The sequence below is a fragment of the Photobacterium sp. Ph5 genome (assembly GCF_022129445.1).
Taxonomy (GTDB): domain Bacteria; phylum Pseudomonadota; class Gammaproteobacteria; order Enterobacterales; family Vibrionaceae; genus Photobacterium.
In genome coordinates, this window is record NZ_JADQAQ010000078.1 from 1 (window position 1) to 13,437 (window position 13,437).

Below are 13,437 nucleotides of genomic sequence, written 5' to 3' on the forward strand. Positions count from 1 at the left end.
ACCACCGATGCCAGAGAAATTATTAACCTTGGCTGAGTCTCGGTGGTAATCAGGTTAAGATAAATGAAAAAACAATAATTCTCCAGACAGCACGAAATGCTAAATTTTTACGCTTTCCTAGCTGAGATTTATTAATTACAAAAATTGAGTAAGCAATAGAAAAAACTATTAGTGTCCAACAAAACCATGTTACACCAAGATCTATATTTCCAGATTTAAAAAAATTAACGAAATAACTTATAAAACCATTACCAATAAATGGAATTATAAATACTAATGATATTAACACTGGGATCCCTAGTCGAATAAATTTATCTTTTACAAATAATCGTTGAGCTTTACGTTCTAGAGACGAGGTTACAAAGTAAGCTGATATGAAGAAAAACAAAGACATAAAATATTATTGATTAACCCCTTGAAATACTTGTAATAAATCATACTGAGACGCCATAGATGACACTACACTTGGTAAATTATAGCCAACAGGCTTCCCTCCTGCTACACCCGCAGCATGATGAAGAATAACTATAATGGTTAGAAATCACTTTATATTATCAAGATAATCATATCTTTTTATTTTTTTATTCATTTTTTACCTTACTTTGTATATTGTATTCTTGCAGAATTTATAGAAGTCTGCACTTGTCAGATTGAAAATAAATTAAGTACAAAATAAGTTAAAACTATAATTTTATTATAACAATATCTAAATTGATTTACGTATTGAAGGTGTGATGATAATACATATTATATGTATATAATCGTAATAAGTTATAATGATACCTAAATAGTCATTTATATATCACACAGCGACGCTTTGTATTACGACGTAAACTCAGCAGAGGCTTTATGTAACTTGATAAGTTAAAACAAACTTGTGGTATATCGTTTAATTATCACTATCAATCCATCGTTCAAGTCTCTCCTTTATGATAGCCGCTTCTTTTGCTTTTTCTTTCGTAAGGTCGGTTTGTTCGCGATAGGCTTTACCGGCAAAAAAGCCTGCTACTAAGCAACATAAAATCAACAAGATGAATAAGCTAATTTTCACTTTCTTTATGTTTAACATCGCTATATTGCTTCTTTTCTCTCTAACTTGTATCTTCAAAACATAAGTGTAACTTTATAATAATAGTTAGAAATCCCCAAGATAACCGCTCTAATTACTCATCTACCTATTGCTGTAATAGCTATTTTATTTGCATAAAAATTTGATCTACGTTGTAATATTTGTATGATATATATCTAATTATTATTAAAAGATATAATCCAATGACTACTACACTAACGTCCCCATTAAAACGTATCCGCCGTATGCGTCGTAGCGCAAATATGCGTGATCTTGTTCGTGAAAATGAATTCAAACTTGCTGATTTAATCCACCCTATTTTCATCGAAGAAACATTAACTGAAGAAGTACCTATTAGCACTATGCCAGGTATTTCTCGCATTCCGGAAACTATGTTGGCGGATGAAGTGAAAGCACTTTATAAGTTGGGCGTGCGTTATGTTATGCCTTTTGGTATTTCGCACACCAAAGATGAGATTGGCAGCGACACATGGAATGATGATGGTTTACTGGCACGTATGGTGAGAACCATTAAAGCAGCATGCCCAGATATGATGGTGATCCCTGATATTTGTTTCTGTGAATACACTACGCATGGTCACTGTGGTGTTTACCATGACGAACATGTTTTAAACGATGAAACATTAGAACTATTAGTAAAACAAAGTGTAACGGCAGCACGTGCTGGTGCAGATATGCTTGCGCCATCAGCCATGATGGACGGTCAAGTTAAAGCGATTCGCGAAGGGTTAGATGCCGCTGGTTTTGAACATGTAGCCATTCTTGCTCACGCGGTTAAGTTCGCCTCATCATTTTATGGCCCATTCCGTACAGCGGTTGATTGTGAATTAACAGGTGATCGCAAAGAATACCAAATGGATTGTGCTAATGGACGTCAAGCGTTACAAGAAGCATTACTTGATGAAGAAGAAGGTGCTGATATTTTAATGGTGAAACCAGGGACACCTTACCTTGATGTTGTCGCAAACCTTCGCCGTGAAACTCACCTTCCTCTTGCAGTTTACCAAGTCGGCGGTGAATATGCTGGGATCAAATTTGCAGCATTAGCAGGTGCACTTGATGAAAAACGAGTGGTATACGAAACATTAACTGGCTTTAAACGTGCAGGTGCCGATTTAATTGTCAGCTACTACACCAAGCAAGTAGCGGAGTGGATGGCGCAAGATAACGCGTAAAACAAACTAACCTCTTACCTCCGTCTTAAACCTTGTTTATTTTCCTATTGGTTTAAGACGGTATTTAATGAACATTCAAATAGTATTAAAGCACATTACAAAACGATACCAAGTGTTTTAAACGCCTTTTCACACTGTGCGACATCTTTAAATTGTATTGCTAATAATCCTACTGATTTCGCTCCTTGCACATTATGAAGCATATCATCTAGAAAAACTGATTCAGTCGCAACAAGATCATATTTAGACAATAGTGCATGGTAAATTTCAGGCTGTGGTTTCAATAATCCCACTTTAGATGAAATTATTTCACCATCAAAATGTTGCCAAAAATCATAACTCGACTGTAGATGAGCGACGATTTCATTCACATTATCTGTCAAGGCATATACTTTGTAACCTGCCGATTTAGCGCGTTTAAGCAAACTTACTGAGTCAAATAATAAGATTTGGCTTTGCTTTATGTAATAGAAAAGGCGATCTGTTTCCAATTCACTTAACCCGTGCAGTTCTTGAAATTGCAATTTCGTTTCTTGCTCAGTGAGTAGACCTTTATTTAAATCCATCCATGTTTTGCTGCCAAATAAGCGGTGAGCTAACGGCTCTGGCGTTACATTGTCACCAAATGTTAACCGAACTATTTCAACGGGTGACCAACGAACCAGTACATTACCTACATCAAAGATAATATTTTTAATACTTCTGTTTTCCATCGCCTACCCCTTTAAATGTATTCTATTACGACAAGATTTAGTTTGGATTATTTTCGGTTTTATCTAAAAGCACCAATAACCTTAACGTTTTAATTTAGAACCCAAACTGAACGGTGCGTTCAAAAAACAGACAGAAAAAACAAAAAGAAAAAGGAGTAACAGCCTTAACCATTACTCCTTTTTATTAAATGCATTAAAACGTCGCTTTAATGCATCGTTGCCTTAATACTATTGGCTATTGATTCAGCTTTAGGACCTAAAATCACCTGTGCGCTTTGCTTACCAATACGTACCACACCTTTTGAACCAAGGGCTTTAAGTGCTTCTTCATCAAATAAACTACAGTCATTCACACCTAAACGAAGTCGTGTAATACATGCATCAACAGATACAATATTACTTTCTCCCCCTAATGCTTCAATATAAGCCACAGGATCAAGCCCTACTTCTTGTGATACTTTACTTTCGTCATCATCAACTGAAGGAGTAGGTAATTTAAATACCTTGATAACAAAGTAGAAAATCACAAAATAAATCACAAAATAAGCACCAATTAATGGCACCAGTAACCATGGCTTCGTTGCAAGTCCCCAGTTGAGAACAAAATCAATCAATCCAGCTGAGAATCCAAAACCATGTAAGATACCCAGTGAGTTACAAATCACCATCGATACACCAGACAACAGTGCATGAATACCGTATAAAACTGGCGCAATAAATAGGAAGCTAAATTCAATCGGCTCTGTAATACCTGTTAAGAATGAAGTAAAAGCAAGTGATAACAACATACCACCGACTAACTTACGTTTGTTTTTCGGAGATGCAAGCGTTAAGGCTAGAGCCGCTCCTGGTAAACCGCCCATCATTACTGGATATGCCCACGCCATATAAACACCAGCTGTTGGGTCGCCAGCAAAGAAACGATTTAAATCACCACGGGTTGTGATATCAGCAATCTTAGTAATAATCGAACCATCAATATTTGGCACCATTTGCCCTATTGATAAATGTGAAACAATACTTGGGTTTAAACAAATCTGATGCAGTGATGAACCGAGTTCATACGACACTTTGGTACATTCGCCAAGACTGAACCAGAACACAGAATGTAGGAAGTAATGTAGACCTAGAGGTATTAACGCACGATTTAATACACCATAGATAAACTCACCAATATAACCACTATGAGCAATCCACCCGCTGAAATTATCAATGCCTTGCTGCACATATACCCATACCTCACCGCATACGACAGCCATAATTAAACAGCATAATCCAGCAACAATCGGGGTTAATCGCTTCCCTGAGAAAAACGCTAAGAAATCAGGCATTTTGGCTTGATAAGAATAATTATAAGCATGCCCTGAAATAATACCGGCAATAATGCCAGCAAAGAATCCTAGTTTTACGTCAGGATTAATAGCCGTTGTCGCTTGTGTCAAAATAAAATACCCCACAACCCCAGCTAATGCTGCAGCACCTGAGCCGTCTTTTGATAAACCTACCGAAATACCTAAAGCAAAGATTAAGGGAAGATTATCAAAAATACTGCTACCAGCTTTGGCAATAAAAGAGATATCTAACAAATCGGGTTGTCCAAAGCGCAGCAATAACGCTGCTATCGGTAATGTCGCGATAGGCAGCATCAATGCTTTACCTAATCGCTGAAAATAAGCGAAATTAACCATATATGCATGCCTTTTATAGAGGATAGATAAGGCAGGTGAAATATAAGGGGGAATTTATATTTCACCTTAAAGTATACGGATAACATGCATTGTTTATCCCTACCCTTGCCTTTAGCCATACAATAATCTTTTCACCAATCAAGCTTTGATACTTTTTTATCAGATAGTAATACTTTTTTATCACAACCGTATTTTTAGTGAAGATTTTGATATTATATTGCCATAAAATAATACTTTTCTATCAGGTCTTATTTTTTTAGATAAATAATCTTAGGAATTCGGAATTTGAAAGCGACATTAGAAAAGGTACCACAACGTATAGGCTGTTCATGGCGATTTAAAAAAATCATAGAGCCAGTAAAAGAATTTAGTTGGCATTATCATCAAAAAGAATTTGAGATACTGATCCACCGTAACTTTCGCTCGCGCTGTCATATTGGTCATTACCAAGGTGACTTCGAACAAGCCTCAATGATCTTAATTGCACCTAATGTGCCGCATGGCATCGAGTCAATTAGTACACCTGATAATAAGAATTATGAAACTATTGTTGTGTGGTTTAAGCAAGACTGGATCGCCAATATGATGTTCAGTTGTCAAGAGTTGAGGAAGGTCGACTCGCTGCTAAAACGCGCAGAGAAAGGCTTACTTTTTAGTCCAGAGACTACACAAAAGGTGATCAGTATCGTCGAGACTATCGATGAAAAACATTTTGATCCAATTAACTTGTTGGCTAACTTAATTCATATTTTTGAAGTGCTTTGCCAAGATAAATCCAGTCAAACGTTACTCTCTCATAATGTCGAAAGCAAAAACCACGACCATTGTAATAAAGAGAAAATTGAACGCCTGTGTGCTTTTATCGACCAACATTACGCTGAACCTTTAACGTTAGAAGATGTGGCTAACTTTATCTGTACTAGTGAAAGCACTATTCATCGCTTATTTGAACAGCATTTTAATGAAACGTTTATCCAATATCTAAAGAAACTTCGCTTAAACCATGCATCTGAATTATTAGTATCAAGCAGCGAACCGATTTCTCATGTCGCAGAGCAAGTCGGTTATCGAAATCAAGCAAATTTTAACCGCCAGTTTAAACAATATAAAAATATGACTCCACGTGAATATCGGCGTACTTATAAACTTGATGCTAAGGTCTAAAAGGTTTGTTTTAAATTTCTGGTTAGGAATGATTAGGCGTTGATAAATAAACAAATCTTTTATTGTTGGAATGGCAATGATTCAATCGCATCATCTATTGCTCTAAACTGAATTTTGGTTAAACACATTTCTGCTTTTGAAAATTCATGTGCTTGAATCAAAGCTGTAACGGCCTCTAATGATAGAAGATCACCTTTCATTTGAAAGCAAAACGCATTAGTTTTGGAAAGAGTAAACGTAAACTGTTGACCATTACTATCGACGATAACATCTGCATCACTCCAAATAAGTGATTGGCACTCATCCATTAAGTCACTTTCAGAGCCTAGGTAGATGAGTTCATCATCACCTTCTAATTTAAAGAAACACGGCCAACTAATCATAATTATTACCTCTTAAGCAAGTCTATGTTTGTCGCTATTTATAAGAAGAGAACCACAATACAAACACGGTTTGCTGTCCGATAAATGGCTAAAATAAGCGCTATACCATGTCACCAAACATGAATCGTGATGCTTTGAAATCTGCGTTTCTAGCAGAAATAAAAATACTTTCATGATATTGGTCACGATTTAGCATATATAAGGTATAATATTCAGAACTCAATACCCTACTCGCTGAAAACACTGCGATTTGGTGTATTGCGAGCGTAAATACGAAGGTAATGAAAACACATGAATTTAAACCAAGAGCTTCAAAATCTTAATAACCGTATGGACAAGTGCCAGCGTAAACTTGCTGCTGCTATTCAACGAGATGACAAAGTTATCATCAAACAGTTTAAAGATGAGCTTACCAAGCTAAATAAAAAAGCTCAAAACGTTAAACACCGTAAATCATCTGAAGTGAGTAGCAAAAGTAAAGATGTTAAGTCTCTTGCTTTTAACCGTGTACTAACTAAAGCTGAACAAGCAGATATGGGTAAACTGAAGAAAACAGTTAAAGGCCTAGTTGTTGTTCACCCTATGACGGCTTTAGGCCGTAGCATGGGCTTAAAAGAAGTTACAGGTTACGCACCTAAAGCATTTTAATAGACTTTAAGTGTCAAAGAAAAAGGCGAACATTCATTGTTCGCCTTTTTGCTTTCTAAACGATAAGTTATTAAGTAAAAATCAACTTAGCTAATCTTCTTTAACCAATGCTATACGAAAGAAGCATTAAGACGCTTTTTCTGTTAATTCTACTGATAAATGCTGATCAAAACCGTAGCTTACTAAACGCTCAAACGCATCCCATACTTCATTAGGTATTGGTTGTGGTGTTGAGAATCCAAACTCTGGGTAAAAACGGATACGTTGTAAATCACCAACCATTACGTTAATCAAATCACCAAAACTGATTGTATCATTTGCATAATCATCAAAGCGAATTGCTGGAGATGTCACGATAGCTTGCATGTTAGGCCATTGTTGTTCAAACGTCGCCAGTGTACGTCGCTCCATAAAAGGCTTTTGGACGAGAACAAAACTTCTCGGTGTCAGCCCTTTTTGCTGTAATAAACGACGGGTAAAAAGCACATTCTCCCCTGTATTGGTTGACTCAGGCTCAATCAGAATCGCCTCTTTTGGCACGCCCATATCTAGCGCTATTTTTGCAAAATGTTCGGCTTCTGAAGTGTTAAATAAGCCTTCGGTTAGCTCGCCGACACCACCAGAAAAAATGATATAAGGTGCTACTCCCTTCTTATAAAGCTCTACCGCTCGCTCAGCGACACGTTCATCGTTACTTCCTAGCACAAAGATACAATCACTCTTTACTATCTCGTGATTCAACTGGTGATAATCCCAGATTATGGTTGCTAGTTCATAAATTCGTTTAGGCATAAATCGTCCTTATTCGCAGCAAGATGAATGAATAATGTCTGATAATTAACGCTGTTGATACAACCCTACATTGTTTTGCAATCAGGGATAAATGGCATAATGCGTCTTAGTTATGATTGCATAATGACAAAGATAAGAAACTCACTTAATACTGATAAAACTGTTTCAATATTGATAATTACAATAAGTCACAGTACGTATGTTTACTCACAAAAACGCTAAGCGGCTACTGCCTATTATATAAGGCACCGACTAACAAAAACTGAATCAAATCATAAAATAAGCAAAAAAAAGGTGACATAGACTCGTCTACGTCACCTAGTCTGTTTGGTCTTAACATTATAACTTGCGGTATGACACGCTTAACTCACTACTAATCCACTTCGGGGTTATGTCGTAAATTATTCGTATACAACCAACGTTAAGCGAAACATTTATTAAGTAAAATTAGCGCTTCCACCATTCAGGAATGATTGTTACGTTCGCATTCGCCGCACTCAACCAAGCCTGTTCACCTTCGATTGTTAGCTGTAATTGCATGCTACGTTCCACCACACTTTCTAGCTGTTTTAACTCTTCATCGCAAATATAGACCACAGAAACATTATCTAATGCATTGATTTTACTTTTATTTGCTTGCCACCAGATAGAAGCTGCATTATCACCATAAGCAAAGATAATCACCTTCTCTGATTTATGTGACGCTTTACGAATACGTTTTTCATCAGGCAAGCCAAGCTCAACCCATAATTCAATATCGTCAATTAAACTTTTCGTCCATAAATCAGGCTCTTCCGTACTACTTACACCTTTCGTAAACTGTAAGTTAGGATCCGCATTTAAGCCCCAAGCAACGACGCGTAACATGAAACGTTGTAAAGTTTCTGATGGATGACAAGCAATGGTATGTTGCTGATCTAAATAGACATGTCGATCCATGTCTGCCACGTTCATTTGTACTTTGTAAATAGTGGCATTGGTAGCCATATAGTAAACCTTATTATTGTGCTGTTGCATGTTATACGCCCTCCGTTGAGGTTATGTCTTACATAATTAGTGCCATTTCTGGCGCGTATAACAGTAAATTTTTTTCCTTTCGGCTAACTGTTTTAATAAACAATTAGTTATCAATATGCTTTACAACGAATGAGGATTGTATATTACTGCGGCTTAATTTTGCGGAAATAACAGATAAAGATCAGTGTTCATTTTAATTAACTGTTCTTTGCGTGCTTTGGTCAGTGTTTTTTTAATTTTATATTCAAACACCATAGCATCACGCTTATTGGGTACTTTTTGCGACCAAGCCAATGTAAGTGGTCCTTTTCCCTTAAGGTACTTTGCACCTTTTTTACTGTGTTGATGTTCTGCAAACCGACGTTCTATATCGGTCGTTACGCCGCAATATAACGTATTAGAGGAAGTTCTGATTAAATAGACATACCAAGGTGTTACATCTTTTGTTGTTTCTTTACTCATCCAATACTCATCTCATGAAAACAAAAACAGGCTCAGCAATGCTGAACCTGTTCGCGTGGGTATTCAATCATGGATGGTTTAATAGCGCAATAAAACAATGCTTAACGTATCCATTTAACCAGATCTATTCAGTTAATGAAGTAATGATTGCCTGTAACTCAGCCACTTTTTGTTTTAATTCTTCTACATCATTTTCAAGTTGGCTAATACGTTCATTATTGCCTGAACCACTTGTTACAGCTTGTACTGCACTTTCATAAGCTGAAAGATCAATCTGACCACTTAGCAAATGCATGTAACGACAATCGCGTTTGCCTGGCTCTCGAGGTAGTTTTACAACATATGGCCCTTTCTCATCACTTGATAGTTTAGTTAACACAGCTTCAGCTTCACGTACGTCAGTAAATTCACATAACCGATTGGTACGAGTTCGAATTTCACCCGCAGTTTGAGGACCACGAAGTAACAAGACAATCATTGCCCCGAGTTCTTGTTTTGTAAATTGTAAACTGCCAAATTCAGTATTACAGAAGCGATGCTGAAACTTAGAAACTCGACTACCAAAACTGCTGACATCAGCAACCATGCGTTTAGCTTTTAATTCTTCAACAGTATCGAGCACTGTTGCTTCATCAAGTGACATGACAGGTTCACGACTACTTTTTTGATTACATGCTGTAGTTAAAGCATTAAGTGTCAATGGGTATTGATCTGGGGTTGTGATTTCTTTCTCAAGCATACAACCAATTACGCGAGCTTGATTTTGCGTCAAATTAATTTCCATGATCGTCTTTCACCCTTTATAAAACTAACTCATTAAAATTAAATAATATTGATATATTAACAACTACATTTAAGCGTTACTTTTTATTCTTAATGAAAGATTATCACGTTAAATGCCGACAGCAAGCAGTAAAAATACAGTTTGTCTGCTTTTTAAACAACAACTTACTATTTAACTCACAATATTAGTTTTCACTTTGATCAACGGGGAGATGAAGATAATCAGCTGCAACATACTGATTACGGCCCTTTGCTTTTGCTTGATAAAGCAGCTTATCTACTTCCTGATATAAATTTTCAATACTTTCTAAACCTGTTGGTATCCAGGAGATAGCACCTTGGCTGACTGTTAATATTTTTGCGGTATTTGAATACTCATGCTTAATCGCTAAAGAAGTAATCCCTTCTTTTAAACGTTCACACTCTTTTACGGCTTGTTGACTATTACAATTACTAAGAAGGATCACGAACTCTTCACCGCCGTATCTCGCACAGATTTCTCCTGCGCGACTAAATTTACCTTTTAACTGCTGCGCCAATAATTTTAAGCTATTATCTCCTTCAATATGACCATAATGATCATTGAACGGTTTAAAGTGATCCACATCAAGCATAATGATCGTTAAAGGCAAACCATTACGACCATGTAACGATACAAACTCACTCAATTTTTGATCGAGATAGCGGCGATTGGCTAAGGTGGTTAATCCATCTTCATTAACTTGCTGTGATAATAACTCATTCGCCTGCTGCAACTGACTTGAGGTTTGCTTCAATTGCCGTCTCATCGCGGATATACGTTGCATTGCTTTGAGTTTAGCCGATAACACCATGCTATTAACCGGCTTAGTCAGATAATCATCCCCGCCTTTATCAATCGCTTCAGCGATGAGTTCCGGTTCTGAATGACCACTCAGAAATATAATCGGTACCCATTCAGGGAAACGGATACGTATACTCTGGGCAAGTTCCGTTCCTTGCATATCTGGCATACAGATATCCAATAGCACTAAATCTGGGTCAAAGCTGGCATAACTGTTTAATGCATCTTGCCCTGTAGAAAAAGCTTTAACCACATGCCCCAGTTTTTTCAACCTTAGTTCAAGATGCAGTCGCTCAGATAAAACATCATCAACTAATAAAATGTGCATCGGCTCCATCTAGATACCTTAAGAGTATTTTTCAATCTAAGTTATTAAGCATTTTACATGCCTAATATAATATTGGCTTACAATGGATCAATAGTTGATCTAAAAATCAGCTTATTAAGCATGATGCGACAACAGTCACATCAAGATGAAACATCGATTTATTACTGTTTTCTACATGATATATTGACATTTGACGTTAGAAATATAGGATTCTTCTCCTTAAACTTATGCTGTAGGAAAAAACCATGTCTGAGATGAACAAAAACGATGAGCAAATCGTTGAAGAAGTAACGTTTACGCTAGAAGACTGTTCACCAGAACTTCGTCAAGTTGTAAAATTTGAGAAAGTACCAGCAGAACTTATTGATATGCTAGTTAACGTATACAAGGTTTCTGAGCCAAGTACACGCGAAGCATGGAATTCACTACCTGCAAGTGCGCAAAATATATTAGATAACTTTGAGCAATTTCATGCTCTAGTTGCACTAAGTCAAAGCTACTCAGGTGTTGATTTCCTAAGTGAAATGCAAGGTACTACGTTCCCTGAAGACATGAGCGCTGAAGAACAAGCAGAATACAAAGCATCTGCGCTTGATAAAGTTCTTCATAGCTGTGTGAAGGATATGTGTAAGCAACTTAAGAAAGCACGTCAAAATCCACCAATGAAACGTGAATTCAATATGATCTTTCAAAAATAGTTATTAACTACATAGCTATAGAAGATAAGGAGTAGCATTTGCTGCTCTTTTTTTTGGCAAAATGAAGTGAAGATATAAAGCTCACAAAAAATAAATAAACACGACATATAATACATAAAATTATATTCAACGATTTGATAACTTCTCATCTCTACTTACATTGCTTACAGTTTAATCAATAATGAAATTCGATTAAATCCCCACCAAATTAACAAGTTGCAACAATTTAAAGCCCTTAACGCAAACTTAACGCAGCAGTTTTACATAACTTTTTATAGTATTTCGTGATATTATGCAAAATTGAATGATTTCAATAGCTAGAGGTTCATGGATGCCAAATACTGAGCAGATAAGATTCCAGACAAAGGTATGTTATATAGAAAGCCAAGGCGTTCTAAAAACACCAGAATCTACGCTCAAGTTAAATTTATCTGAGCAATACATTTTATCGTACCTCATAGATAATTATGGTAAACCCGTAACAAAAGATGAGCTCTTAAATGTAGGTTGGCCCGATCGCATAGTAACTGAAGCTTCTTTATTTCAAGTGATTCGCGCTCTACGCGTCAAACTTAATGAAGAAAAAAAAGGTGATGTTATTGAGACATTGCCACGTGTCGGTTATCAAATTCGTGAGTTTACTCGTGAAGCGATTGATTTATCAGAATCTCAACATCTATCACCATTAAAGAGAGTCGGTAAAAAAACAGCTCTTCTTTCTGCGATTACTTTAGCTGTCATCACAAGTGGAATCGCTTGGATGAAATATCCTTATACTGACTCACCAAAAAATTATTTAATTGATAAAGATCGTGTTGGCAGTAATGATTTTACTTTTATAACCTCTAATGCAGAAGATCTCGCAGATCTTCGAGGTAAAGTAAAAGATATCATTAAGAAACAAACTGAAAAGTACGGTGAAGTTACAACTAAAAACCAACAAATCTATCTATATAAGACGGATAGCTTTTATTCTGCAGCATGGTGCACCGTAAATAGTAGTAAAATATGCGAAAAGAATACTGATTTCAGCTATAAAATTGTTCCTGATGAATGGGATCAATTTGCCGATATCGTCATCAATAACAAGAAGAAGTACCACGGCACACCAATTATTCATACAGAGAATACGCAAGAACCAACCTCTATTGCTTATGCGTCATATATTGATAAGTCGGGAATTCAAACAAAAGTTATGCATCTTTTTCTTACTCCTACTTCCAAAGACGGCATATTTAATTACTCTATGATGTCTTTTATTCAAGAAAAAGAAACTGGGATGTTTCATCCACTCTCTATCAGTGCTGCTAAAGCAAAATTGTATAATAAAAACTCTCAATTTTTGAAAACGGTGAAGATAGAACCTGAAATGTTCCACTGGTCTTATCAACCTAGTGCGAATTTTGATGAAAAACAATCGCTAGCATTAAAACACAGTAATTTGATAGAGCAAGGCTTTAACAATAACAAACCATTTTTTAGTTATTTGGTTTATAAACAGCCACATTTAGTTTTAATGTTAGATAATGCAACTGGATTTGTCTGGAATAAAACCAGTGATGAAGATCCTTCAGTGATTTTTTCATACCGATTATCAAGCAAAGCAGATAAATAATTACCTGATTACCACTATTTAACAGCTACTGTTAAATTATCTCCTATACTTCAAGATA

14 protein-coding genes are annotated in these 13,437 nt (G+C 36.3%); 5 read left to right on the top strand and 9 right to left on the bottom strand.

The features are described 5' to 3' along the window. Positions 1–889 precede the first annotated feature (889 nt). Complete coding sequence (locus I3259_RS19085) at positions 890–1,069, bottom strand: delta-aminolevulinic acid dehydratase (RefSeq protein ID WP_238031282.1); 180 nt, start codon at positions 1,067–1,069, stop codon at positions 890–892. 203 nt (positions 1,070–1,272) lie between these two features. Between I3259_RS19085 and hemB the strand changes: the two genes are divergently transcribed. Then, a complete protein-coding gene (gene hemB, locus I3259_RS19090; protein ID WP_238031283.1) occupies positions 1,273–2,265 on the top strand; it encodes a porphobilinogen synthase in 993 nt (330 codons plus the stop codon). 95 nt (positions 2,266–2,360) lie between these two features. Here the strand turns inward: hemB and I3259_RS19095 are convergent, their stop codons facing one another. Further along, on the bottom strand, positions 2,361–2,978 hold the full coding sequence (locus tag I3259_RS19095; protein WP_238031284.1) for an HAD family phosphatase: 618 nt from the start codon (positions 2,976–2,978) through the stop codon (positions 2,361–2,363). Between the two features lie 206 nt (positions 2,979–3,184). Further along, positions 3,185–4,666, bottom strand: coding sequence for an N-acetylglucosamine-specific PTS transporter subunit IIBC (gene nagE, locus I3259_RS19100; RefSeq protein WP_238031285.1), 1,482 nt, complete (start codon positions 4,664–4,666; stop codon positions 3,185–3,187). A 285-nt stretch (positions 4,667–4,951) separates the two neighbouring features. On the opposite strand from nagE, the gene I3259_RS19105 reads away from it, so the two are divergent. Then, the gene (locus I3259_RS19105) at positions 4,952–5,830 is read left to right on the top strand and encodes an AraC family transcriptional regulator (protein ID WP_238031286.1); all 879 of its coding nucleotides are present in this window, start codon (positions 4,952–4,954) and stop codon (positions 5,828–5,830) included. A 59-nt stretch (positions 5,831–5,889) separates the two neighbouring features. On the opposite strand, the gene I3259_RS19110 is transcribed toward I3259_RS19105, so the two are convergent. Then, positions 5,890–6,213: a DUF4144 domain-containing protein gene (locus I3259_RS19110; protein WP_238031287.1), complete on the bottom strand. Its 324-nt coding sequence runs from the start codon at positions 6,211–6,213 to the stop codon at positions 5,890–5,892. A 291-nt stretch (positions 6,214–6,504) separates the two neighbouring features. Between I3259_RS19110 and I3259_RS19115 the strand changes: the two genes are divergently transcribed. After that, the gene (locus I3259_RS19115; RefSeq protein ID WP_005364949.1) at positions 6,505–6,861 is read left to right on the top strand and encodes a YibL family ribosome-associated protein; all 357 of its coding nucleotides are present in this window, start codon (positions 6,505–6,507) and stop codon (positions 6,859–6,861) included. Between the two features lie 126 nt (positions 6,862–6,987). Here the strand turns inward: I3259_RS19115 and I3259_RS19120 are convergent, their stop codons facing one another. From I3259_RS19120 to I3259_RS19140, 5 genes are all read right to left on the bottom strand, one after another. Further along, on the bottom strand, positions 6,988–7,653 hold the full coding sequence (locus I3259_RS19120; protein ID WP_238031288.1) for a YdcF family protein: 666 nt from the start codon (positions 7,651–7,653) through the stop codon (positions 6,988–6,990). Between the two features lie 447 nt (positions 7,654–8,100). Continuing rightward, positions 8,101–8,640, bottom strand: coding sequence for a YaeQ family protein (locus I3259_RS19125; RefSeq protein WP_238031294.1), 540 nt, complete (start codon positions 8,638–8,640; stop codon positions 8,101–8,103). A gap of 183 nt (positions 8,641–8,823) precedes the next feature. Continuing rightward, positions 8,824–9,132, bottom strand: a complete 309-nt coding sequence (locus I3259_RS19130) for a GIY-YIG nuclease family protein (protein ID WP_238031289.1) — start codon at positions 9,130–9,132, stop codon at positions 8,824–8,826. A 124-nt stretch (positions 9,133–9,256) separates the two neighbouring features. Beyond that, complete coding sequence (locus I3259_RS19135; protein WP_238031290.1) at positions 9,257–9,916, bottom strand: DUF480 domain-containing protein; 660 nt, start codon at positions 9,914–9,916, stop codon at positions 9,257–9,259. Positions 9,917–10,100: 184 nt separating this feature from the next. After that, positions 10,101–11,075 (bottom strand): diguanylate cyclase, encoded by a 975-nt coding sequence (locus I3259_RS19140; protein WP_238031291.1) that lies wholly within the window; start codon positions 11,073–11,075, stop codon positions 10,101–10,103. 236 nt (positions 11,076–11,311) lie between these two features. Here I3259_RS19140 and I3259_RS19145 point away from each other — a divergent pair, with 236 nt between their 5' ends. Both I3259_RS19145 and I3259_RS19150 read left to right on the top strand, forming a co-directional pair. Further along, entirely contained in the window at positions 11,312–11,764 is a 453-nt protein-coding gene (locus I3259_RS19145) for a DUF3069 domain-containing protein (protein ID WP_238031292.1), read from the top strand. 331 nt (positions 11,765–12,095) lie between these two features. Beyond that, positions 12,096–13,379 carry a winged helix-turn-helix domain-containing protein gene (locus tag I3259_RS19150; RefSeq protein ID WP_238031293.1) on the top strand — a complete coding sequence of 428 codons (1,284 nt, stop codon included), beginning with the start codon at positions 12,096–12,098 and terminating at the stop codon, positions 13,377–13,379. Positions 13,380–13,437 lie beyond the last annotated feature (58 nt).

Coding starts and splice junctions, on each gene's coding strand:
- I3259_RS19085 (WP_238031282.1), bottom strand. CDS start 1,069: ATGTTAAACATAAAGAAAGTGAAAATTAGCTTATTCATCTTGTTGATT.
- hemB (WP_238031283.1), top strand. CDS start 1,273: ATGACTACTACACTAACGTCCCCATTAAAACGTATCCGCCGTATGCGT.
- I3259_RS19095 (WP_238031284.1), bottom strand. CDS start 2,978: ATGGAAAACAGAAGTATTAAAAATATTATCTTTGATGTAGGTAATGTA.
- nagE (WP_238031285.1), bottom strand. CDS start 4,666: ATGGTTAATTTCGCTTATTTTCAGCGATTAGGTAAAGCATTGATGCTG.
- I3259_RS19110 (WP_238031287.1), bottom strand. CDS start 6,213: ATGATTAGTTGGCCGTGTTTCTTTAAATTAGAAGGTGATGATGAACTC.
- I3259_RS19115 (WP_005364949.1), top strand. CDS start 6,505: ATGAATTTAAACCAAGAGCTTCAAAATCTTAATAACCGTATGGACAAG.
- I3259_RS19120 (WP_238031288.1), bottom strand. CDS start 7,653: ATGCCTAAACGAATTTATGAACTAGCAACCATAATCTGGGATTATCAC.
- I3259_RS19125 (WP_238031294.1), bottom strand. CDS start 8,640: ATGGCTACCAATGCCACTATTTACAAAGTACAAATGAACGTGGCAGAC.
- I3259_RS19130 (WP_238031289.1), bottom strand. CDS start 9,132: ATGAGTAAAGAAACAACAAAAGATGTAACACCTTGGTATGTCTATTTA.
- I3259_RS19135 (WP_238031290.1), bottom strand. CDS start 9,916: ATGGAAATTAATTTGACGCAAAATCAAGCTCGCGTAATTGGTTGTATG.
- I3259_RS19140 (WP_238031291.1), bottom strand. CDS start 11,075: ATGGAGCCGATGCACATTTTATTAGTTGATGATGTTTTATCTGAGCGA.
- I3259_RS19145 (WP_238031292.1), top strand. CDS start 11,312: ATGTCTGAGATGAACAAAAACGATGAGCAAATCGTTGAAGAAGTAACG.
- I3259_RS19150 (WP_238031293.1), top strand. CDS start 12,096: ATGCCAAATACTGAGCAGATAAGATTCCAGACAAAGGTATGTTATATA.